17 protein-coding genes are annotated in these 21,492 nt (G+C 69.3%); 15 read left to right on the top strand and 2 right to left on the bottom strand.

All coding sequences use genetic code 11. The features are described 5' to 3' along the window. Nucleotides 1-19 precede the first annotated feature (19 nt). The gene (locus ACIBJG_RS26510; RefSeq protein ID WP_399310988.1) at nucleotides 20-1,228 is read right to left on the bottom strand and encodes an MFS transporter; all 1,209 of its coding nucleotides are present in this window, start codon (nucleotides 1,226-1,228) and stop codon (nucleotides 20-22) included. A gap of 221 nt (nucleotides 1,229-1,449) precedes the next feature. Next, nucleotides 1,450-2,307 (bottom strand): C40 family peptidase, encoded by an 858-nt coding sequence (locus tag ACIBJG_RS26505; RefSeq protein WP_399310986.1) that lies wholly within the window; start codon nucleotides 2,305-2,307, stop codon nucleotides 1,450-1,452. 874 nt (nucleotides 2,308-3,181) lie between these two features. Between ACIBJG_RS26505 and ACIBJG_RS26500 the strand changes: the two genes are divergently transcribed. The 15 genes from ACIBJG_RS26500 (at nucleotide 3,182) to recQ (ending at nucleotide 21,490) form a co-directional block, all read left to right on the top strand. Beyond that, entirely contained in the window at nucleotides 3,182-3,541 is a 360-nt protein-coding gene (locus ACIBJG_RS26500) for an NADH-quinone oxidoreductase subunit A (RefSeq protein ID WP_123460983.1), read from the top strand. A gap of 17 nt (nucleotides 3,542-3,558) precedes the next feature. Continuing rightward, nucleotides 3,559-4,113 carry an NADH-quinone oxidoreductase subunit B family protein gene (locus ACIBJG_RS26495; RefSeq protein ID WP_024491742.1) on the top strand — a complete coding sequence of 185 codons (555 nt, stop codon included), beginning with the start codon at nucleotides 3,559-3,561 and terminating at the stop codon, nucleotides 4,111-4,113. Further along, nucleotides 4,110-4,823, top strand: a complete 714-nt coding sequence (locus ACIBJG_RS26490; protein WP_399310981.1) for an NADH-quinone oxidoreductase subunit C — start codon at nucleotides 4,110-4,112, stop codon at nucleotides 4,821-4,823. The genes ACIBJG_RS26495 and ACIBJG_RS26490 overlap by 4 nt, the downstream gene beginning before the upstream one ends. Next, on the top strand, nucleotides 4,823-6,145 hold the full coding sequence (locus tag ACIBJG_RS26485; RefSeq protein ID WP_148020162.1) for an NADH-quinone oxidoreductase subunit D: 1,323 nt from the start codon (nucleotides 4,823-4,825) through the stop codon (nucleotides 6,143-6,145). The genes ACIBJG_RS26490 and ACIBJG_RS26485 overlap by 1 nt, the downstream gene beginning before the upstream one ends. 29 nt (nucleotides 6,146-6,174) lie before the next feature. Continuing rightward, nucleotides 6,175-6,990, top strand: a complete 816-nt coding sequence (nuoE, locus tag ACIBJG_RS26480) for an NADH-quinone oxidoreductase subunit NuoE (RefSeq protein ID WP_399311177.1) — start codon at nucleotides 6,175-6,177, stop codon at nucleotides 6,988-6,990. Next, nucleotides 6,987-8,354, top strand: a complete 1,368-nt coding sequence (gene nuoF, locus ACIBJG_RS26475) for an NADH-quinone oxidoreductase subunit NuoF (protein WP_399310978.1) — start codon at nucleotides 6,987-6,989, stop codon at nucleotides 8,352-8,354. The genes nuoE and nuoF overlap by 4 nt, the downstream gene beginning before the upstream one ends. Then, nucleotides 8,351-10,858 (top strand): NADH-quinone oxidoreductase subunit G, encoded by a 2,508-nt coding sequence (locus tag ACIBJG_RS26470; RefSeq protein WP_399310976.1) that lies wholly within the window; start codon nucleotides 8,351-8,353, stop codon nucleotides 10,856-10,858. Before nuoF ends, ACIBJG_RS26470 begins: the two co-directional genes overlap by 4 nt. Further along, nucleotides 10,855-12,258, top strand: coding sequence for an NADH-quinone oxidoreductase subunit NuoH (gene nuoH / locus ACIBJG_RS26465; RefSeq protein WP_399310974.1), 1,404 nt, complete (start codon nucleotides 10,855-10,857; stop codon nucleotides 12,256-12,258). The genes ACIBJG_RS26470 and nuoH overlap by 4 nt, the downstream gene beginning before the upstream one ends. Continuing rightward, the gene (gene nuoI, locus ACIBJG_RS26460) at nucleotides 12,251-12,979 is read left to right on the top strand and encodes an NADH-quinone oxidoreductase subunit NuoI (protein WP_399310973.1); all 729 of its coding nucleotides are present in this window, start codon (nucleotides 12,251-12,253) and stop codon (nucleotides 12,977-12,979) included. Before nuoH ends, nuoI begins: the two co-directional genes overlap by 8 nt. Beyond that, nucleotides 12,976-13,806, top strand: a complete 831-nt coding sequence (locus ACIBJG_RS26455) for an NADH-quinone oxidoreductase subunit J (protein WP_399310971.1) — start codon at nucleotides 12,976-12,978, stop codon at nucleotides 13,804-13,806. Before nuoI ends, ACIBJG_RS26455 begins: the two co-directional genes overlap by 4 nt. Continuing rightward, nucleotides 13,803-14,102, top strand: coding sequence for an NADH-quinone oxidoreductase subunit NuoK (nuoK, locus tag ACIBJG_RS26450; protein ID WP_018101339.1), 300 nt, complete (start codon nucleotides 13,803-13,805; stop codon nucleotides 14,100-14,102). The genes ACIBJG_RS26455 and nuoK overlap by 4 nt, the downstream gene beginning before the upstream one ends. A gap of 15 nt (nucleotides 14,103-14,117) precedes the next feature. Then, nucleotides 14,118-16,019, top strand: coding sequence for an NADH-quinone oxidoreductase subunit L (gene nuoL / locus ACIBJG_RS26445; protein ID WP_399310969.1), 1,902 nt, complete (start codon nucleotides 14,118-14,120; stop codon nucleotides 16,017-16,019). A 4-nt stretch (nucleotides 16,020-16,023) separates the two neighbouring features. Beyond that, nucleotides 16,024-17,595 (top strand): NADH-quinone oxidoreductase subunit M, encoded by a 1,572-nt coding sequence (locus ACIBJG_RS26440; RefSeq protein ID WP_399310967.1) that lies wholly within the window; start codon nucleotides 16,024-16,026, stop codon nucleotides 17,593-17,595. Further along, complete coding sequence (gene nuoN, locus ACIBJG_RS26435; RefSeq protein ID WP_399310965.1) at nucleotides 17,592-19,256, top strand: NADH-quinone oxidoreductase subunit NuoN; 1,665 nt, start codon at nucleotides 17,592-17,594, stop codon at nucleotides 19,254-19,256. The genes ACIBJG_RS26440 and nuoN overlap by 4 nt, the downstream gene beginning before the upstream one ends. 149 nt (nucleotides 19,257-19,405) lie before the next feature. After that, entirely contained in the window at nucleotides 19,406-21,490 is a 2,085-nt protein-coding gene (gene recQ / locus ACIBJG_RS26430; RefSeq protein ID WP_399310964.1) for a DNA helicase RecQ, read from the top strand. Nucleotides 21,491-21,492 lie beyond the last annotated feature (2 nt).

The following is a 21,492-nucleotide window of genomic DNA, read 5'->3' as shown; positions in this document are numbered from 1 at the left end:
GGGGATCGGGTTCGCGTCGTCAACGGCCCGGCGGAGGCGGCCCCGCGCTCCGGGGGCCTGCCGCTGCTGCCACGACCACCAGCCCCGCCGTCACCGCCCCGCACCACATGAGCGCGCGGAGCGAGGCGTGGTCGACGACGTAGCCGCCGGCCAGTGCGCCGGTGGCGATCGTCGCCTGGAAGGACGCGGTGAACAGGACCGAGGCCGCCTCGGGCGTGTGGGGAGCCGCTCGGGCGAACCAGGTCTGTGAGCAGACCGGGACCGCGCCGTAGCCGAGCCCCCACAGGACGAGCAGCGCGAGCGCGCCCGCGTCACCCCGGCCCAGGACGGGCAGGAGCGCCGTCGCTGCGGCGATCGTCGCGGCAGCCGCCCCGAACGCGGCTTGCGGGTGGCGTGTCACCAGCGCGCCCCCGAGGAAGTTGCCGGCCACGCCCGCCGCCCCGTAGACGAGCAGGAAGCCGGTGACCATCCCCGGTCCGGCGTGGGTGATCTCCCGCAGGAACGGCGTCACGTACGTGTACGTACCGAAATGCGCCAGTACGACGAGGAACGTCATCAGCAGCGCGAACCGGGTGCCCGTGCCCCGCAGCAGGGCGCGGAGCACGGCGGGACGGGTGACCCGCTGCGGCGGCAGGGCGGGCAGGGTCAGGAGCAGCAGGGCCAGCACGCCGGTGGACAGCAGGCCCATCGTGACGAACGCACTGCGCCAGCCCGCCAGGTCACCGATGAGCGTGCCGGCGGGGACGCCGAGCACGGAACCGAGGGGGACGGCGGCGAAGATGACCGCGGTCGCGCGTGCGACGGACGGTGCGGCGACCAGCCGGCCGGCCAGACCGGCGCCGATCGACCAGAAGCCGCCGATCGTGATGCCGACCAGAACTCGGGCGACCAGCACCAGCCAGTAGGCCGTCGCGGCGGCGGTGAGGAAGTTGGCCACCGCGAGCAGCAGGACGAAGGCCGCGAGCATGAGCCGCCGGTCGGCCCGGGCCGTCGCGAGGGTCACCAGCGGGGCGGCGATGGCGGCGAGAAGCCCCGGCATCGTCATCATCAGGCCCGCCGTGCCGTCCGCGACGCCGAAGTCGGCCCCGATCGGCGTCAGCAGACCGATCGGCAGGATCTCGGTGGTGACGACGGCGAAGATGCCCAGCATCACCGAGAGCACGGCCAGACGGCCGCGTAAGGGCGTGCGGGACGCGACGTCGGTGCGGGGGGTGGCCGTGGTGGACATGGCGGGGCCGTCCTGTGCTCGGTGACGCGGGGGCTGTTCGCCCCAGTTCACAAGCTCCGGCGGACGGAGTCCGGCGGGTTCGCGACATCACCCGTGGCCGCCGGCGGTGATGTCGCGAACCCGCCGGGAACGCCGAAGGGCCGCGGCTCCCGAGCGGGGGAGCGACGGCCCTTCGGCGTGCGCCGAGGCGCTTGTGAATCCGTGAACTCAGTCGGTTCGACTCAGAGGACGCGGACCGCGCCCGACGGCGGGTCGTAGTCCAGGGACTTCTGCACCACACCGGTGGAGGAGTTCTGCGCGCCGACGAACTGGCCGCCACCCACGTAGATCCCGACGTGGTACGCGCTGCCCGCGCTGCCCCAGTACAGGATGTCGCCCGGCTGGAGGTTGTTCAGTGAGACCTGGGTGCCCGCGGTCGACTGGCTCTGCGAGACACGGGGCAGGTCGACGCCTACCGAGGCGTACGCGGCCTGGACGAGGCCGGAGCAGTCCCAGGAGTTGGGGCCGGTGCCGCCGGACACGTACGCGTCGCCGACCTGCGCCTGCGCGAACGCGACGATGGAGGCGGCGGAACCCGTGGCGGTGGAGGTGTACGACGTCGTGGCGGACGACGAGGAGCCAGAGGAGGACGAGCCGGAGCCGGTGGACGTGCTCAGCGTCGTGCGCTCGGCGGAGCGGGAGGCGCGCTCGGCGGCCTCCGCCTTGGCCTTGGCCTCCGCTTCGGCCTTCGCCTTGGCTTCGGCCTTCTTCTTGGCCTCCGCCTTACGGATCGCCTCGGCCTTGGCCTTCTTGGCGTCCTTGGCGGCGGTCGCGGCCGCGGCTTCCTCGTGGGCCTGCGTCTCCAGGTCCAGGGCGACCTGCTGCGTGGCCTCGGCGGACGCCGCGACGGAGGTGGAGAGCCCGGCCGTGATGGTGGGCATCTCGATGGTCTGGGTCACCGGCTCGGCCTGGGCCGGACCGGCAGCGCCTGCGACCGCGATGGTGCTGAGGACGCCACCGGCAACTCCGGCCCGCAGCGCCGTCTTCGAGGCACTTTGGCGGGGCTTCCGGTGGCTGGGTATGAGAGCGGTGTGGGACATGGGTACTAGCGCTATCAGGGCCTCAGGGGTCCCATCAAGAAACGTGTGTTGCGACACAGTTACGTCCGGAATCTGTGAATCCGCTTTCTGAGGGCCTTTATTGACGCCGTAACGGGCAAACCGGGCATGCCCAATCGGCCCTGTGATCACGGGTTATCGGCAATACGCCCGAATTGCCCGCCACTTACCATCCGTTCACACTGTTGGCCAAGCCCGCTTCTGTGGCGGCTTCGATCGAGTGACGCAGGTCACAGCATGGTCTCCCCGTGACGGGCATACGAGGGCCCGGCGTGCCGCGCTCCTCGCCGGCGGGGAACCGGCGTCGCTCGGCGACCCATTCGCCCGATTTAGGGGAGATGCCGGAATGCGTCCACTTTGTTCCGAGTGAACCCCCGCGCGAGTGACGCCGATTCGGCCCGGCCTCGATCGCACCCAGGGATCCCGGGCCGGGGCCGCCTCGATTTCTCCCCCGATTCCTCTCTTGGTTCCGCCTCGGTCCCTTCCTCGCCCCAGAGTGGGGCAGATCCCTTTATCACCCGATCGCGTCCATCGCCAATTTGGCGTCGGCGGCTGCGGCTTGATAGAGCGACACCTCTTTGACCAGCGGTAACAGCAGCAGATGTCACGTCTCGTGATCACTCGGCCGCTTCGTGTACGAAGATCACTGCTCATCCGACTTCATGATCGTTCGTCAGGTGGTGGAGATCACAAAGCCGTTGTCGTACCCCGTGTCGCAGATCACAGGACGGCAGGCATAGGATGCGGGGCAGTCGGGCTTGTGAACTGCCTCACATGTGCACGATCTTGGTGAGGTGGCGAGCCAGGTCGCCCGATGCGGTCCAACGGTCAAGGACGACTGGAAGGAGCGAGGAGCGTGAATGCCTACGCGCCCATCCTCGTGCTCGGCGCCCTCGGGGCGGGGTTTGCGATCTTCTCCGTGGTCAGTGCCACGCTAATCGGCCCCAAGCGGTACAACCGGGCGAAGCTCGAAGCGTACGAGTGCGGTATCGAACCCACCCCGACTCCAGCCGGAGGCGGCCGTTTTCCCATCAAGTACTACCTGACGGCGATGCTCTTCATCGTCTTCGACATCGAGATCGTCTTCCTCTATCCCTGGGCGGTCACCTTCGACGCCCTCGGGATCTTCGGGCTCGTCGAGATGCTGCTCTTCGTGCTCACCGTCTTCGTCGCCTACGCGTATGTATGGCGTCGCGGCGGCCTGGAATGGGACTGAGGGGCTGAGGGGCACATATGGGACTCGAAGAGAAGCTGCCCAGCGGCTTCGTGCTGACCACTGTCGAGCAGGCCGCCGGCTGGGTACGGAAGTCCTCCGTCTTCCCGGCCACCTTCGGCCTCGCCTGCTGCGCCATCGAGATGATGACGACCGGGGCCGGGCGCTACGACCTGGCCCGGTTCGGCATGGAGGTCTTCCGCGGATCGCCGCGGCAGGCGGACCTGATGATCGTGGCGGGGCGGGTCAGTCAGAAGATGGCGCCCGTCCTGCGGCAGGTCTACGACCAGATGCCGAACCCCAAGTGGGTCATCTCCATGGGGGTTTGCGCGTCATCGGGCGGAATGTTCAACAATTACGCCATTGTTCAAGGTGTTGATCATATTGTCCCGGTTGATATCTATTTGCCGGGCTGCCCGCCGCGGCCCGAGATGCTGATCGACGCGATCCTCAAGCTCCACCAGAAGATCCAGGGCTCCAAGCTCGGGGTCAACGCGGAGGAGGCCGCCCGCGAGGCGGAGGAAGCGGCGCTCAACGCACTGCCCCTGATCGAGATGAAGGGGCTGCTGCGATGAGCGACCAGGAGCAGAACGGCAACGGCGTCCCCGCCCCGCGCGACGAGCACGGCGAGGTCATCGGCGTACGCAAGGGCATGTTCGGCGCGAACAACGGCGGCGACACCTCCGGCTACGGCGGGCTCGTCCGCACGATCGCCCTGCCGGGCGCCACCTCGCGTCCGTACGGCGGCTGGTTCGACGAGGTGGCCGACGAACTCGAAGGGGCCCTGGAGGAACAGGGACTGCTTCCGGACAACGCCATCGAGAAGACGGTCGTCGACCGCGGCGAGCTCACCTTCCACATCGCACGCGAGCACCTGCCCACCGTCGCCAGGACCCTGCGCGACGACCCGGCACTGCGCTTCGAGCTCTGTACGGGGGTGAGCGGCGTCCACTTCCCCGGTGACAAGGGGCGTGAGCTGCACGCCGTCTACCACCTGCGGTCCCTCACCCACGGCCGGCTCATCCGGCTGGAGGTGTCCGCGCCGGACAGCGATCCGCACATCCCGTCCCTCGTCGCGGTCTACCCGACCAACGACTGGCACGAGCGCGAGACCTACGACTTCTTCGGGCTCGTCTTCGACGGGCATCCCGCCCTCACCCGGATCATGATGCCGGACGACTGGCAGGGCTTCCCGCAGCGCAAGGACTACCCGCTCGGCGGCATTCCCGTCGAGTACAAGGGCGCCCAGATCCCGGCTCCGGACCAGCGGAGGTCGTACTCCTGATGACCACTCCCCACGCAACGCCCAGGGCCACGACCGAGGGGACTGTATATACAGTCACCGGCGGCGACTGGGACGAGGTCGTCGAGTCGGCGGCCAAGTCCGACGACGAGCGCATCATCGTCAACATGGGCCCCCAGCACCCGTCCACGCACGGAGTGCTCCGGCTGATCCTGGAGATCGACGGCGAGACCGTCACCGAGGCCCGCTGCGGCATCGGCTACCTCCACACCGGCATCGAGAAGAACCTCGAATTCCGGAACTGGACGCAGGGCACCACGTTCGTCACGCGCATGGACTACCTGACACCGTTCTTCAACGAGACGGCGTACTGCCTGGGGGTGGAGAAGCTCCTTGGCATCGAGGACCAGATCCCCGACCGGGCCACCGTCCTGCGCGTGCTGCTGATGGAGCTCAACCGCATCTCCTCGCACCTGGTGTGCATCGCCACCGGCGGCATGGAGCTCGGCGCCACGACGATCATGATCTACGGCTTCCGCGATCGTGAACTCGTTCTCGATCTCTTCGAGCTGATCACCGGCCTGCGGATGAACCACGCGTTCGTCCGCCCCGGCGGACTCGCCCAGGACCTGCCCCCGGGCGCGGTCGACCAGCTGCGCGAGTTCGTGAAGACCATGAAGAAGAACCTGCCGGAATACGACAAGCTCGCCACCGGCAACCCCATCTTCAAGGCCCGCATGCAGGACGTCGGCTACCTCGACCTCACCGGCTGCATGGCGCTCGGCGCCACCGGCCCGGTCCTGCGCTCCGCCGGACTCCCGCACGACCTGCGAAAGACCGATCCCTACTGCGGGTACGAGAACTACGAGTTCGACGTCCCCACCGCGGACAGCTGCGACTCCTACGGACGCTTCCTCATCCGCCTGGAAGAGATGCGCCAGTCGCTGCGGATCATCGAGCAGTGCATCGACCGGCTCGCGCCGGGACCGGTCATGGTCGCCGACAAGAAGATCGCCTGGCCCGCGCAGCTCGCGCTCGGACCGGACGGACTCGGCAACTCGCTCGACCACATCAAGAAGATCATGGGCACCTCCATGGAGGCCCTGATCCACCACTTCAAGCTGGTGACCGAGGGCTTCCGGGTCCCGGCCGGGCAGGCGTACACCGCCGTCGAGTCGCCCAAGGGCGAACTCGGCGTGCACGTCGTCTCGGACGGCGGCACGCGGCCCTACCGGGTCCACTTCCGCGACCCGTCCTTCACCAATCTCCAGGCCATGGCAGCGATGTGCGAGGGCGGCCAGGTCGCCGACGTCATCGTCGCCGTCGCATCCATCGACCCCGTGATGGGAGGCGTCGACCGGTGACCGAAGCACGTCAGGAAGTCAGTCTGGGGATGCCGCAGCTCCCCGCCCCCGCCTACCCGGCCGAGGTGCGCGCCAGGCTCGAAGCGGATGCGAAGGAGGTGATCGCCCGCTACCCCGGCAGCCGCTCCGCGCTGCTGCCGCTGCTGCACCTCGTGCAGTCCGAGGAGGGGTACGTCTCGCGTACGGGCATGGCGTTCTGCGCCGACGTGCTCGGCCTCACCACCGCCGAGGTCACCGCGGTCGCCACCTTCTACACGATGTACCGGCGCAGGGCCGGCGGCGACTACCAGGTCGGCGTCTGCACCAACACGCTCTGTGCGGTGATGGGCGGCGACGCCATCTTCGACCGGCTCAAGGAGCACCTCGGCGTCGGCAACGACGAGACGACCGAGGACGGCAAGGTCACCCTCGAACACATCGAGTGCAACGCGGCCTGCGACTTCGCGCCCGTCGTGATGATCAACTGGGAGTTCTTCGACAACCAGACGCCCGAGAGCGCGACGCAGCTCGTCGACGACCTCATCGCCGGACGCACCGTCGAGCCGACCCGCGGCGCTCCGCTGTGCTCGTACAAGGAAACCGCCCGGATCCTGGCCGGCTTCCCCGACGAGCGCCCCGGCGCCGTCGCGGCGTCCGGAGGCGCCGGCCCCGCCTCGCTCACCGGGCTGAAGCTCGCCAAGGGCGAGGCCGGTCCGCAGCCCCGCGTGGTGGGCCCGCGCGGCGAAGCCCCGCGCGACGAACCGCAGAAGGGCGCCGAACACCTCAGCTCCCATGACGCGCCACAGCAGACCTCGGCATCCGACCCGGACCACCCGGCCGGTCCCGCCGCCGAGGAGGGGGAGTGATGACGTTGGCCGCCGAAATCGACAAGAACGGGACCAGTCCCGAGAAGCTTCTCGCACCGGTCCTGTCCGCCTTCTGGGACCAGCCGGAATCCTGGACCCTGGAGACCTACCGCCGCCACGAGGGGTACGAGGGGCTGCGCAAGGCCCTGGCCATGTCCCCGGACGACCTCATCGCGTACGTCAAGGACTCCGGTCTGCGCGGCCGGGGCGGCGCAGGCTTCCCCACCGGGATGAAGTGGCAGTTCATCCCGCAGGGCGACGGCAAGCCGCACTACCTGGTGGTCAACGCCGACGAGTCGGAGCCCGGGACCTGCAAGGACATCCCGCTCCTCTTCGCCAACCCGCACAGCCTGATCGAAGGCATCGTGATCGCCTGCTACGCGATCCGCTCCTCGCACGCCTTCATCTACCTGCGCGGCGAAGTCGTCCCCGTACTGCGGCGGTTGCACGAGGCCGTACGCGAGGCGTACGAGGCGGGCTATCTCGGTACGAACATCATGGGCTCCGGACTCGATCTGGAACTCACCGTGCACGCGGGTGCCGGTGCGTACATCTGCGGGGAGGAGACCGCGCTGCTCGACTCGCTCGAAGGACGCCGCGGCCAGCCCCGGCTGCGCCCGCCCTTCCCCGCGGTCGCCGGTCTGTACGCCTGCCCCACTGTGGTGAACAACGTCGAGTCCATCGCCTCGGTTCCCGCGATCCTGAACAAGGGCAAGGACTGGTTCAAGTCCATGGGCAGCGAGAAGTCCCCGGGTTTCACGCTGTACTCGCTCAGCGGTCACGTCGCGGGCCCCGGCCAGTACGAGGCCCCGCTCGGCATCACGCTGCGCCAGCTCCTCGACATGAGCGGCGGGATCCGCCCCGGCCACCGGCTGAAGTTCTGGACGCCCGGCGGCTCCTCCACCCCCATGTTCACCGAGGAGCACCTCGACGTGCCCCTCGACTACGAGGGTGTCGGCGCCGCCGGATCCATGCTCGGCACCAAGGCGCTCCAGTGCTTCGACGAGACCACCTGTGTCGTCAGGGCCGTCACCCGCTGGACCGAGTTCTACGCCCACGAGTCCTGCGGCAAGTGCACGCCATGCCGTGAAGGCACGTACTGGCTCGTCCAGTTGCTCCGCGACATCGAGGCGGGCAACGGACAGATGGCCGACCTGGACAAGCTGAACGACATCGCCGACAACATCAACGGCAAGTCCTTCTGCGCCCTCGGCGACGGCGCCGCCTCGCCGATCTTCTCGTCGCTGAAGTACTTCCGCGACGAGTACGAGCAGCACATCACGGGCAAGGGCTGCCCCTTCGATCCCGCCAGGTCGACCGTCTGGGCCGACGACAAGAACGCATCCCAGGGGGTGAACGCATGACAGTCACCACGAGTGCGCCCTCCGGGGGCGGCGAGGCGGCGCTCCCGCCCGAGGACCTGGTCACGCTGACCATCGACGGCATCTCGATCAGCGTGCCCAAGGGCACCCTGGTCATCCGCGCCGCCGAACTCCTCGGCATCGAGATCCCGCGCTTCTGCGACCACCCCCTCCTCGACCCGGCCGGCGCCTGCCGGCAGTGCATCGTCGAGGTCGAGGGCCAGCGCAAGCCGATGGCGTCCTGCACCATCACCTGCACCGACGGCATGGTCGTCAAGTCGCAGATCACCTCGCCGGTCGCCGACAAGGCGCAGCGCGGTGTGATGGAGCTGCTGCTCATCAACCACCCGCTGGACTGTCCGGTCTGCGACAAGGGTGGCGAGTGCCCGCTGCAGAACCAGGCGATGTCGCACGGCGATCCGACCTCCCGCTTCGACGGGAAGAAGCGGACGTACGAGAAGCCCGTCCCGATCTCCACCCAGGTGCTGCTGGACCGTGAGCGGTGCGTGCTCTGCGCGCGCTGCACCCGGTTCTCCAACCAGGTGGCGGGCGACCCGATGATCGAGCTGATCGAGCGCGGCGCACTCCAGCAGGTCGGCACCGGCGAGGGCGACCCGTTCGAGTCGTACTTCTCCGGCAACACCATCCAGATCTGCCCGGTCGGCGCGCTGACCTCGGCGGCGTACCGGTTCCGCTCCCGTCCCTTCGACCTGGTGTCGACGCCCTCGGTGTGCGAGCACTGCGCCGGCGGCTGCGCCACCCGCACCGACCACCGGCGCGGCAAGGTCATGCGGCGCCTCGCCTCCAACGACCCCGAGGTCAACGAGGAGTGGCTCTGCGACAAGGGCCGCTTCGGCTTCCGCTACGCGCAGCAGCGCGACCGGCTCACCACTCCGCTGGTCCGGAGCGAAGCGGGCGAGCTGGAACCGGCGAGCTGGCCCGAGGCGCTGGCCGCCGCGGCCGCCGGTCTCTCCGCCGCCCGAGGCAGGACCGGCGTCCTCACGGGCGGCCGGCTGACCGTCGAGGACGCGTACGCGTACAGCAAGTTCGCCCGGGTCGCCCTGGACACCAACGACATCGACTTCCGGGCCCGGGTGCACAGCGACGAGGAGGCCACCTTCCTGGCTGCTCGCGTCGCCGGACGCGGACGCGACCTGGACGGCAGCGGTGTCACGTACACCTCGCTGGAGAAGGCCCCGAGCGTGCTGCTGGTCGGGTTCGAGTCCGAGGAGGAGGCGCCCGGTGTCTTCCTGCGGCTGCGCAAGGCGAACCGCAAGCACGGGCAGCGCACCTTCGCCGTCGCCTCGCACGCCACCCGCGGCCTCACGAAGGCGGGCGGCACGCTGCTGCCCGCCGCCCCCGGGACCGAGACGGAGTGGCTGGACGCCATCGCGGGCGGGGTCGGCCTGGACGGCGACGGTGCCGTCGCGGCCGAGGCGCTGCGGGGTGCGGGCGCTCTGATCGTGGTGGGTGAGCGACTGGCCGGTGTGCCGGGCGGGCTGACCGCCGCGGTACGGGCGGCGACCGCGACCGGAGCCGCCCTGGTGTGGATCCCGCGCCGGGCCGGCGAGCGCGGTGCGGTGGAGGCGGGCGCGCTCCCGTCGCTGCTGCCCGGCGGCCGCCCGGCCACCGACCCGCGGGCCCGGGACGAGGTGGCGGCCGTGTGGGGCGTCGCCGAACTCCCGTCCCGATTCGGCCGCGACACCGGCCAGATCGTCGAGGCCGCGGCCTCGGGCGAGCTGGGCGCGCTGCTCGTCGCCGGAGTCGAGGCCGACGACCTGCCCGATCCCGCCCGGGCCCTGGAGGCTCTGGACCGGGTCGGTTTCCTGGTCTCGCTGGAGCTCCGGCCCAGCGAGGTCACCGACCGCGCCGACGTGGTGTTCCCGGTGGCCGCGGTCGCCGAGAAGTCCGGCACCTTCCTCAACTGGGAGGGCAGGGCGCGGATGTTCGAGGCCGCGCTGAAGCCCGAGCAGATGACGCGGAACCTGGCGCCGGGCGATGCCCGGGTGCTCCACATGCTGGCCGACGCGCTGGACGTCCACCTCGCGCTGCCGGACCTGAAGTCCGTACGCCGTGAGCTGGACCGGCTCGGCGGGTGGCAGGGCACGCACGCGGACGACCCGCGCGCCTCGGCGCAGCCGCTGCCCCGGCCCGCCGACGGCGAGGCGATCCTCGCGGGCCACCGGATGCTGCTCGACCTGGGCCGGCTCCAGGAGGGCGATACGGCGCTGGCCGGGACGCGGCACGCCGCGGTCGCCCGGCTCTCCGCGGCCACCGCCGCCGAGACCGGCGTCAAGGACGGCGATCTGCTGGCCGTCTCCGGCCCGGCGGGCAGCGTACAACTGCCGCTTCAGGTCACCGAGATGCCGGACCGGGTGGTCTGGGTTCCGCTGAACTCCGTCGGGCGCGGTGTCCCGGGCGACACCGGCGTCCAGCCCGGCGGTCCGGTCCGGATCGGTCCCGCCGCACCCGGCATTTCCGACGTCACACCGGAGGTGGGGGCGTGAGTGCCTTCGCTCAACTGGCCGCGGCTCCGCACGGCGCCGTGCTCGCCGCCGAGGACCTGTCGATGTTCGGCAACGACCCCTGGTGGCTCGTCGTCGTCAAGGCGGTCTTCTGCTTCGCGTTCCTGATGGTGACCGTGCTCTTCTCCATCGTGTGGGAGCGCAAGGTCGTCGCCTGGATGCAGCTGCGCATCGGCCCCAACCGGCACGGCCCCTGGGGCATGCTCCAGTCGCTGGCCGACGGCATCAAGCTGATGCTGAAGGAAGACGTCATCGTCAAGCGGGCGGACAAGGTCGTCTACGTCCTCGCCCCGATCATCGCGGCGATCCCCGCGTTCATGGCGATCGCGGTCATCCCGTTCGGCCCGTCCGGCAACGAGGTCTCGATCTTCGGGCACCGTACGGCGATGCAGCTGACCGACCTGCCGATCGCGATGCTCTACATCCTCGCGGTCGCCTCGGTCGGGATCTACGGCATCGTGCTGGCGGGCTGGTCCTCCGGATCGACGTACCCGCTGCTCGGCGGGCTCCGCTCCTGCGCGCAGATGATCTCGTACGAGATCGCGATGGGCGCCGCCTTCGCCTCGGTCTTCCTCTACTCCGGGTCGATGTCGACCTCGAAGATCGTGGAGGCGCAGGAGGACCGCTGGTTCATCATCCTGCTGCCGGTCTCCTTCATCATCTACATCATCACGATGGTCGGTGAGACCAACCGCGCACCGTTCGACATGCCGGAGTCCGAGGGCGACCTCGTCGGCGGCTTCAACACCGAGTACTCGTCGATCAAGTTCGCGATGTTCATGCTCGCCGAGTACGTCAACATGGTGACCGTCTCCGCGGTCTCCGTGACCCTGTTCCTGGGCGGCTGGCGGGCCCCGTGGCCGATCAGCACCTTCTGGGAGGGCGCGAACCACGGCTGGTGGCCGATGCTCTGGTTCGTCATCAAGGTCCAGCTGCTGCTGTTCTTCTTCATCTGGCTGCGCGGCACGCTGCCCCGCGTCCGGTACGACCAGCTGATGAAGCTGGGCTGGAAGGTCCTGATCCCGGTCTCGGTCGTCTGGCTGATGATGGTCGCGACCGTGCGGGCGCTGCGCAACGAGGGCTACGACTTCTCGAAGATCCTGCTCTACGTGGCCGGGGCCGTGATCGCGGTCCTGCTGATCTCCTTCGTCGTGGACATCTTCCGCGACAAGAAGGGCCGGGAAGCGGCGGACCGGGCGGAACCGGAGCCGGAGTTCGACCCGATGGCGGGCGGATTCCCGGTGCCGCCGCTGCCCGGACAGACCCTGCCACCCGTGCCGCGGCGCACGCCGCGTCGTGAGCGCGAGCTCGTTGTCAGTGGCGGCATGGATACTCAGAGTGACGGAAATCCGAGTGACGGAAAGGAGGCCGACCATGTCTGAACTGCCTGAGTCGCGGGGGTCAGAGAGGCTGCCGAAGGCCACCGGGCCGACGGGGTCGACAGCGTCCACGGGGGGCTCGGGGGTCGGCGGGTCCGCGCAGTCCCCGCAGTCCTCGGAGGACAAGTTCCAGAATCCGGTGGCCGGCTTCGGCGTGACCTTCAAGGCCATGTTCAAGAAGCGGCTGACCGAGCAGTATCCGGAGACGCCGAAGGTGACGGCGCCGCGCTTCCACGGCCGGCACCAGCTCAACCGCCACCCGGACGGCCTGGAGAAGTGCATCGGCTGCGAGCTGTGCGCCTGGGCCTGCCCGGCGGACGCGATCTACGTCGAGGGCGCGGACAACACCGACGAGGAGCGCTACTCCCCGGGGGAGCGCTACGGCCGCGTCTACCAGATCAACTACGCGCGCTGCATCCTCTGCGGACTGTGCATCGAGGCCTGCCCGACCCGGGCGCTGACGATGACCAACGAGTTCGAGCTCGCCAACACCACCCGCGAGAGCCTCATCTACACCAAGGACGAGCTGCTCGCGGGCCTGGAGGAAGGCATGGTCGAAAGCCCGCACGCGATCTTCCCCGGCACGGACGAACAGGACTACTACCGGGGCCTGGTGACCGAGGCCGCCCCCGGTACGGAACGCCAGCTCGCCGTCTCCAAGGGCGAGAAGCCCGACGACGGACACAGCGAGAGCAACGGCTCGACGCAGGAGGTGGACGCATGACCGGCCTGGCCGCAGCGGCCTCCCAGGCATCGACCGGCGAGGCCTTCCAGTTCTGGGTGCTCGGCACGGTCGCCGTGATCGGCGCCCTGTCCACCGTGCTGATGAAGAGGGCGGTGCACAGTGCGCTGAGCCTCGCCGGGACCATGATCATCCTGGCGGTGTTCTACCTCGCCAACGGTGCCTACTTCCTCGGCATCGTCCAGGTCGTCGTCTACACCGGCGCGATCATGATGCTGTTCCTCTTCGTGGTCATGCTCGTCGGTGTCACGGCGGCGGACTCGCTGAAGGAGACCCTGAAGGGCCAGCGCTGGCTGGCCGCAGGATGCGGGCTCGGCTTCGGCGTCCTCCTGATCGCCGGAATCGGCAACGCCTCGCTGAACAGCTTCAACGGGCTGGGCACGGCCAACGCCGAGCACGGCGGAAACGTGGAGGGGCTCGCCAGCCTCATCTTCACCAAGTACGTCTTCGCCTTCGAGATCACCGGCGCGCTGCTGATCACCGCCACGGTCGGCGCGATGGTGCTCACGCACCGCGAGCGCACCGAACGGGCCAGGACCCAGCGGGAGATGTCCGAGGGCCGCGTGCGCAGCAACCACCTGCCGCCGCTCCCGGCACCCGGCGTCTACGCCCGGCACAACGCCGTGAACGTCGCCGGACTGCTCCCGGACGGCACGCCGTCCGAACTCACCGTCATGCAGACGCTGCGCAAGCGCGGCCAGATGCGCGACGTGTCCAACGAGTCGCTGGCCGGCCTCAAGGCACTGGAGCAGCGCTCCGGTGAGCGGCTCGGCCGGGACACCGCAGAAGAAGAGGAGGTCGCCAAGTGAATCCGGTCAACTACCTCTATCTCGCCGCTCTGCTGTTCACCATCGGCGCGGCCGGGGTGCTGATCAGGCGGAACGCGATCGTGGTGTTCATGTGCGTGGAGCTGATGCTCAACGCCTGCAACCTCGCGTTCGTCACCTTCTCCCGGATGCACGGCAATCTCGACGGCCAGATCATCGCCTTCTTCACGATGGTCGTCGCCGCCGCGGAGGTCGTGGTCGGGCTCGCGATCATCGTGTCGCTGTTCCGTTCCCGCCACTCGGCCTCGGTCGACGACGCCAGCCTGATGAAGCTGTAGAGGGGCGCTTGTACCGTGGAGAACCTGATTGCGCTGCTTGTCGCGGCGCCCCTGCTCGGAGCGGCGGTGCTGCTCTGCGGCGGCCGACGCCTTGACCGCGTGGGCCACTGGCTCGGCACGCTGCTCGCCGCCGCCTCCTTCGTCGTCGCCGTGGTGCTCTTCGCCGACATGCTGGGCAAGGGCGCCGACGACCGTGCGCTGCACCAGATGCTGTTCAGCTGGATTCCGGTCGAGGGTTTCCAGGCCGATGTGGCCTTCCAGCTCGACCAGTTGTCGATGACCTTCGTCCTGCTGATCACCGGTGTGGGCACGCTGATCCACATCTACTCGATCGGCTACATGGAGCACGACGAGCGCCGGCGCCGCTTCTTCGGCTATCTGAACCTGTTCCTCGCGGCGATGCTGATCCTGGTCATCGCCGACAACTACCTGCTGCTGTACGTCGGGTGGGAGGGCGTCGGTCTGGCGTCGTACCTGCTCATCGGCTTCTGGCAGCACAAGCCCAGCGCGGCCACCGCCGCGAAGAAGGCGTTCCTGGTCAACCGGGTCGGTGACATGGGCCTGTCGATCGCGATCATGCTGATGTTCACCACGTTCGGCACCTTCGCCTTCGCCCCCGTCCTGGAGGCCGCCGAAGGCGGTCAGACGAGCGAGGGCAAGCTGACGGCCATCGGCCTGATGCTGCTGCTCGCGGCCTGCGGCAAGTCCGCCCAGGTGCCGCTGCAGTCCTGGCTCGGTGACGCGATGGAGGGCCCGACCCCGGTCTCGGCCCTGATCCACGCCGCCACCATGGTCACCGCGGGCGTCTATCTGATCGTCCGCTCCGGCGCGATCTTCAACGGTGCGCCCGACGCGCAACTGGTCGTCGTGGTCGTCGGAGCGGTCACGCTGCTCTTCGGTGCGATCGTCGGTTGCGCGAAGGACGACATCAAGAAGGCCCTCGCCGGGTCGACGATGTCGCAGATCGGCTACATGATCCTGGCCGCCGGGCTCGGCCCGATCGGCTACGTCTTCGCGATCATGCACCTGGTCACGCACGGCTTCTTCAAGGCCGGGCTCTTCCTCGGCGCCGGTTCGGTCATGCACGGTATGAACGACGAGGTGGACATGAGGAGGTACGGCGGCCTGCGGAAGTACATGCCGGTCACCTTCGTCACCTTCGGCCTCGGCTACCTCGCGATCATCGGCTTCCCCGGCCTGTCCGGCTTCTTCTCCAAGGACAAGATCATCGAGGCGGCCTTCGCCAAGGGCGGCACCGAGGGCTGGATCCTCGGGGCCGTGACCCTGCTGGGCGCCGCGATCACCGCGTTCTACATGACGCGGGTGATGCTGATGACGTTCTTCGGTGAGAAGCGCTGGCAGCCCGACGCGGAGGGCCACGAGCCGCATCCGCACGAGTCCCCGAAGTCGATGACCATCCCCATGATCGTCCTGGCGTTCGGCTCGGTCTTCGCCGGAGGGTTCTTCTCCATCGGCGACCGCTTCCTGCACTGGCTGGAGCCCGTCACCGGTCACGACCACGGGGACGCCCCGGTCAGCGCGGCCACCGTCACGGCCGCCACCATGGTGGTGCTCGTCATCGGTGTCGCCGTCGCCTGGGCGATGTACGGACGCCGGCCGGTGCCCGCGGTCGCCCCGCGCGGCTCGCTGCTTACCCGGGCGGCCCGCCGCGATCTCCTCCAGGACGACTTCAACCACGTGGTCCTGGTCCGCGGCGGCGAGCACCTCACCCGCTCCCTGGTCTACGTCGACCACTCCCTGGTCGACGGCGTCGTCAACGGCACGGCCGCCTCCATGGGCGGGCTTTCGGGCCGGCTGCGCAAACTGCAGAACGGCTACGCCCGCTCCTACGCGGTCTCGATGTTCGGCGGTGCGGCGGTTCTCATCGCCGCGACCCTGCTGATGAGGGCGGTCTGATCACATGTCCTTTCCTCTCCTGACAGCGACGGCGGCGCTCCCGGCGATCGGCGCGATCGCCACCGCCGCCGTCCCGGCAGCACGGCGCACCGCCGCCAAATGGCTGGCGCTGGTGTTCTCGCTGGCCACTCTCGTCCTGGCGGGCATCGCGCTCGCCCGCTTCGAGCCGGGCGGCAGCCGCTTCCAGCTCACCGAATCGCACGCCTGGATCGCGGACTTCGGTGTGCGGTACGAGCTGGGGGTGGACGGCATCGGTGTGTCGCTCATGGCGCTCACCGCCCTGCTGATCCCCTTCGTCATCCTGGCCGGCTGGCACGACGCCGACCCCCTGGAGACGAACTCCTCGCGCTGGCGCCCCACTCAGGGCTTCTTCGCCCTGATCCTGATGGTCGAAGCGATGGTGGTCCTGTCGTTCGTGGCCACCGACGTCTTCCTCTTCTACATCCTGTTCGAAGCCATGCTCATCCCGATGTACTTCCTCATCGGCGGCTTCGGGGACCGGGCACACTCCGGGACAGACGAGAACGCGGCAGCCCAACGCTCGTACGCAGCAGTCAAGTTCCTCCTCTACAACCTGGTCGGCGGCCTCATCATGCTGGCCGCGGTGATCGGGCTCTACGTGGTGGCGGGGACGTTCTCGCTCTCCGAGATCGCCGAGGCCCGGGCCAACGGCTCGTTCACCATGGCGACCAGCACCGAGCGCTGGCTCTTCCTCGGGTTCTTCTTCGCCTTCGCGGTGAAGGCCCCGCTGTGGCCGCTGCACACCTGGCTGCCCAACGCCATGGGCGAGGCGACCTCCCCGGTCGCCGTGCTGCTCACCGCGGTCGTCGACAAGGTCGGCACCTTCGCGATGCTGCGCTTCTGCCTCCAGCTCTTCCCGGAGGCCAGCAAGTGGGCCACGCCGGTGATCCTGGTCCTGGCGCTGATCAGCATCATCTACGGGGCGCTGCTCGCCGTCGGCCAGCGCGACATCAAGCGGCTGATCGCGTACGCGTCCATCTCGCACTTCGGCTTCATCGTCCTGGGCATCTTCGCGATGACCAGCCAGGGCCAGTCGGGTGCGACGCTGTACATGATCAACCACGGCATCTCGACGGCCGCGCTGATGCTGGTGGCGGGCTTCCTGATCACCCGGCGCGGTTCGCGGCTCATCGCCGACTACGGCGGAGTGCAGAAGGTGGCGCCGGTCCTGGCCGGCACCTTCCTGATCGGCGGCCTGGCCACGCTGTCGCTGCCGGGGCTCGCCCCGTTCGTCAGTGAGTTCCTGGTCCTGGTCGGCGCGTTCGCCGCATATCCGGCGGTCGGCATCATCGCCACCACCGGGATCGTGCTCGCCGCGATCTACGTCCTCGTCCTCTACCAGCGGACGATGACGGGACCGGTCAAGGCCGAGGTCCAGGGCATGGCGGACCTCAAGGTCCGTGAGCTGGTGGTGGTCGTCCCGCTGATCGCTCTGCTGATCTTCCTGGGCGTCTACCCGAAGCCGCTGACGGAGATCGTCAACCCGGCGGTGCAGCACACCATGTCGGACGTACAGAAGAAGGACCCCCAGCCCGAGGTGGAGGCCGCCAAGTGAGCGCAACAGCTGTCCACAGCCTGTGGACAATGGCGGGCGGGGTGACATCGGCCGCCCCGGACGAGAAGTTCAAGGCCCCGGTCATCGAGTACACCCAGCTGACGCCGGTCCTGATCGTGATCGGAGTCGCCGTCCTGGGCGTGCTCGTCGAGGCCTTCGTGCCGCGCCGGGCCCGCTACTACACGCAAGTTCTCCTGACCGTCGTCGCCCTGGTCGCGGCGTTCGCCGCGGTGGTCGGCCTGGCGGCCGACGGATACGGTACGACAAAGGCACACATCGCCGCGATGGGCGCCATCGCCGTCGACGGGCCCGCCCTGTTCCTTCAGGGCGTCATCCTGCTGACGTCGCTGGTCGCCGTCTTCACCTTCGCCGAGCGGCGGCTTGACCCCGAGTCGCATGGCAGCAGGGTCGACTCGTTCGCCGCGCAGGCCGCGTCGGTCCCCGGCAGCGACAGCGAGAAGGCCGCGGTCAAGGCCGGGTTCACCACCACCGAGGTCTTCCCGCTGCTCCTCTTCGCGGTGGCCGGCATGCTGGTCTTCCCGGCGGCCAACGACCTGCTGACGCTCTTCGTGGCCCTGGAGGTCTTCTCGCTCCCGCTCTACCTCCTGTGCGCCGTCGCCCGTCGCAAGCGGCTGATGTCGCAGGAGGCAGCGGTGAAGTACTTCCTGCTCGGTGCCTTCTCCTCGGCGTTCCTGCTCTTCGGGATCGCCCTGCTCTACGGGTACGCGGGCTCCGTCTCGTACGCCCAGATCGCCACCGTCGTCGACGGCTCGATCCAGCAGATCGACCCGGCGCTCGCCGACACCATGGGCAACGACGCGCTGCTGCTGATCGGCGGCGCGATGATCCTGGCCGGTCTGCTCTTCAAGGTCGGCGCCGTCCCGTTCCACATGTGGACCCCGGACGTCTACCAGGGCGCTCCCACCCCGGTCACCGGCTTCATGGCCGCGGCCACGAAGGTCGCCGCGTTCGGTGCGCTGCTGCGCCTGCTGTACGTGGTGCTGCCGGGCCTCACCTGGGACCTGCGCCCGGTCATGTGGGGCATCGCGATCGTCACGATGGTGGGTGGCGCGGTCGTCGCCATCACCCAGACCGACATCAAGCGGCTGCTGGCCTACTCCTCGATCGCACACGCCGGATTCATCCTCGCCGGTGTCATCGCGGCCACCCCGCAGGGCATCTCCTCGGTGCTCTTCTACCTGGCCACGTACTCCTTCGTGACGGTCGGCGCCTTCGCCGTCGTCACCCTGGTGCGTGACGCGGGCGGCGAGGCGACGCACCTGTCGAAGTGGGCCGGGCTCGGCCGGCGCTCCCCGCTGGTCGCCGCGGTCTTCGCGGTGTTCCTGCTGGCGTTCGCCGGTATCCCGCTCACCTCGGGCTTCTCCGGGAAGTTCGCGGTGTTCAAGGCCGCGGCCGAGGGCGGTGCGGGCGGACTGGTCGTCGTCGGTGTGATCTCATCGGCGATCGCCGCCTTCTTCTACATCCGGGTCATCGTGCTGATGTTCTTCAGCGAGCCGAAGGCGGACGGCCCCACGGTCGCCGTCCCGTCCCCGCTGACGATGACCACGATCGCGGTCGGAGTCGCGGTCACCCTGGTGCTGGGCCTGGCCCCGCAGTACTTCCTGGACCTGGCGAGCCAGGCCGGAGTGTTCGTGAGGTAGCCGGAACGCACCACCGCTGGGACAGCGCCGGACGGGCTTGGAAGTCAAGCCCGTCCGGCGTTGTCGTACGCGGCGCCTATCGTGGCAGGGGAGAGCACAGGGACAGAACGGGACGGATGTCGGGGGACAGAGCAATGGGTGGGACGGGCATGACAGGCGTAACAGACGTGGCCACGGGCGTGACCGAGAGCGATGCGCAGCAGACGCTCCACCGGGTTTTCGGGTACGAGACGTTCCGCGGCGAGCAGGAAGCGGTCGTCGACCACGTGGTGGCGGGTGGCGACGCGGTCGTGCTCATGCCGACCGGTGGCGGCAAGTCCCTCTGCTACCAGATCCCGTCCCTGGTCAGACGGGGCACGGGCATCGTCATCTCGCCCCTGATCGCCCTGATGCAGGACCAGGTGGACGCGCTGCGCGCGCTCGGCGTGCGGGCCGGTTTCATCAACTCCACGCAGGACTTCGACGAGCGCCGCTCGATGGAGGCCCAGTTCGTCGCCGGTGAGCTGGATCTCCTGTACCTGGCGCCCGAGCGCCTGCGCCTGGACTCCACGCTCGGCCTGCTCTCCCGCGGCGAGATCTCCGTCTTCGCGATCGACGAGGCGCACTGCGTCGCCCAGTGGGGCCACGACTTCCGCCCCGACTACCTGGCCCTGTCCGTGCTGGGCGAGCGCTGGCCCGACGTACCGCGCATCGCGCTGACGGCGACGGCGACCGAGGCCACGCACCGGGAGATCACCCAGCGCCTGGGCATGCCCGACGCCAAGCACTTCGTGGCCGGCTTCGACCGTCCCAACATCCAGTACCGCATCGTGCCCAAGGCCGACCCGAAGAAGCAGCTGCTGTCCTTCCTCAAGGAGGAGCACGAGGGGGACGCGGGCATCGTCTACTGCCTCTCGCGCAACTCCACGGAGAAGACCGCCGAGTACCTCTGCCGCAACGGTATCGAGGCCGTCCCGTACCACGCGGGTCTGGACGCCGGCACCCGCGCGACCCACCAGTCCCGCTTCCTGCGCGAGGAGGGTCTCGTCGTCGTCGCGACGATCGCCTTCGGCATGGGCATCGACAAGCCGGACGTGCGCTTCGTCGCCCACCTCGACCTGCCGAAGTCGGTCGAGGGCTACTACCAGGAGACCGGCCGGGCCGGCCGTGACGGAGCCCCGTCGACGGCCTGGATGGCGTACGGACTCCAGGACGTCGTCCAGCAGCGCAAGCTCATCCAGGGCGGCGAGGGCGACGAGGCGTTCCGCCGCCGGGCCGCCGCGCACCTGGACTCGATGCTGGCGCTGTGCGAGACCGTGCAGTGCCGCCGGGCCCAGCTGCTGAAGTACTTCGGCCAGGACCCCACCACGGCTTCCTGCGGCAACTGCGACACCTGCCTGGCCCCGCCCGAGACCTGGGACGGCACGGTGGTCTCCCAGAAACTGCTGTCCACGGTGGTCCGGCTGAAGCGGGAGCGCGGGCAGAAGTTCGGCGCCGGCCAGATCATCGACATCCTGCTCGGCCGCAAGAGCGCGAAGGTCATCCAGTTCGACCACGACCAGCTCTCGGTGTTCGGCATCGGCGAGGAGCTGGCCGAGGCGGAATGGCGGGGCGTGGTCCGCCAGCTGCTGGCCCAGGGCCTGATCGCCGTCGAGGGTGAGTACGGCACGCTGGTGCTCACGGAGGAGAGCGGAGCCGTTCTCGGCCGGGAGCGCGAGGTGCTGCTGCGCAAGGAGGCCGGGAAGCCGGCCTCCCGCTCCTCCTCGTCGAAGGGCGAGCGGAAGGCGAAGTCCTCGGCAGCCGCAGCCGAGCTCCCGGCGGAGGCCCTCCCGCTCTTCGAGGCACTGCGCGCCTGGCGCGGCGCCCAGGCCAAGGAGCTGGGCCTGCCCGCGTATGTGATCTTCCACGACGCGACGCTGCGCGAGATCGCGACCCTGCGTCCGTCGTCGCTCGGCGAGCTGGGCGGGATCAGCGGCCTGGGCGAGAAGAAGCTGGCGACGTACGGGGAAGGGGTGCTGGAGGTGCTGGCGGGGCTTCCGGGCGCCTCGGAACCCGCGGACCCTGCGGAACCCGCGGAAGCACCCCCGGCCGCCCCCGCCCAGGCGGCCCCGGCCCCGGCCCCGGCGGCCCCGGCCCCGGCCCCGGCGGCCCCGGCCCCGGCGGCCCCGGTCCTGGCCGCCTCGGTCCGGGAGCAGGCTGCCCCGGCCGCCGATCCGGAGTTCGGCTGGGACGAGGAGCCGCCGGAGTACGAGTGAGA

It is taken from the genome of Streptomyces sp. NPDC050422 (assembly GCF_044458665.1).
GTDB lineage: Bacteria > Actinomycetota > Actinomycetes > Streptomycetales > Streptomycetaceae > Streptomyces.
Note: the sequence above shows the minus strand (reverse complement) of the source record. Positions and strands in the feature narration are given on the sequence as shown.

Bases quoted from the DNA above. Each gene is read 5' to 3' on its own strand.
- ACIBJG_RS26485 (WP_148020162.1), top strand. From the start codon at position 4,823: ATGACCACTCCCCACGCAACGCCCAGGGCCACGACCGAGGGGACTGTA.
- nuoI (WP_399310973.1), top strand. From the start codon at position 12,251: ATGTCTGAACTGCCTGAGTCGCGGGGGTCAGAGAGGCTGCCGAAGGCC.
- ACIBJG_RS26510 (WP_399310988.1), bottom strand. From the start codon at position 1,228: ATGTCCACCACGGCCACCCCCCGCACCGACGTCGCGTCCCGCACGCCC.
- nuoE (WP_399311177.1), top strand. From the start codon at position 6,175: ATGCCGCAGCTCCCCGCCCCCGCCTACCCGGCCGAGGTGCGCGCCAGG.
- ACIBJG_RS26440 (WP_399310967.1), top strand. From the start codon at position 16,024: ATGTCCTTTCCTCTCCTGACAGCGACGGCGGCGCTCCCGGCGATCGGC.
- ACIBJG_RS26455 (WP_399310971.1), top strand. From the start codon at position 12,976: ATGACCGGCCTGGCCGCAGCGGCCTCCCAGGCATCGACCGGCGAGGCC.
- ACIBJG_RS26505 (WP_399310986.1), bottom strand. From the start codon at position 2,307: ATGTCCCACACCGCTCTCATACCCAGCCACCGGAAGCCCCGCCAAAGT.
- recQ (WP_399310964.1), top strand. From the start codon at position 19,406: ATGACAGGCGTAACAGACGTGGCCACGGGCGTGACCGAGAGCGATGCG.
- ACIBJG_RS26490 (WP_399310981.1), top strand. From the start codon at position 4,110: ATGAGCGACCAGGAGCAGAACGGCAACGGCGTCCCCGCCCCGCGCGAC.
- ACIBJG_RS26470 (WP_399310976.1), top strand. From the start codon at position 8,351: ATGACAGTCACCACGAGTGCGCCCTCCGGGGGCGGCGAGGCGGCGCTC.
- ACIBJG_RS26495 (WP_024491742.1), top strand. From the start codon at position 3,559: ATGGGACTCGAAGAGAAGCTGCCCAGCGGCTTCGTGCTGACCACTGTC.